The organism is Alkalihalophilus lindianensis (assembly GCF_032843265.1).
Classification (GTDB): Bacteria; Bacillota; Bacilli; order Bacillales; family Bacillaceae_D; genus Alkalihalophilus; species Alkalihalophilus lindianensis.
This window is the reverse complement of sequence record NZ_JAWJBA010000898.1, coordinates 1-242: the sequence shown is the minus strand read 5'-3', so window position 1 is coordinate 242 and position 242 is coordinate 1. Positions and strand designations below refer to the sequence as shown.

At 40.9% G+C, this 242-nt stretch carries 1 pseudogene; it reads left to right on the top strand.

Annotated elements, in window-relative coordinates:
- Positions 1 to 106 (top strand): annotated as a pseudogene (locus RYX56_RS24710) (putative sulfate exporter family transporter); the annotation flags it as partial.
- Between the last annotated feature and the right edge of the window lie 136 nt (positions 107 to 242).

Here is a 242-nt window from a genome sequence, read left to right as displayed (position 1 = left end):
ATTGAATGTAAGCCTGCGTGACCTGCGCACAAAAGCATTGCGGCCGCTGACAGCGATGTTGATAACATCCGTCATTCTTTCTGTTGTTTCGTATTTTATTGCTTAAAGACTTTATAGGTTAATAGATAAGAGGTGGGCTTACGGACACAGACAACAAAAGCATGAAGGCTACAATCGGGAAAAGGGAATTCGATTTGATGAAGAGACAGCTAGTTTTATTAATGGGTCAAGAGGAAAAACAG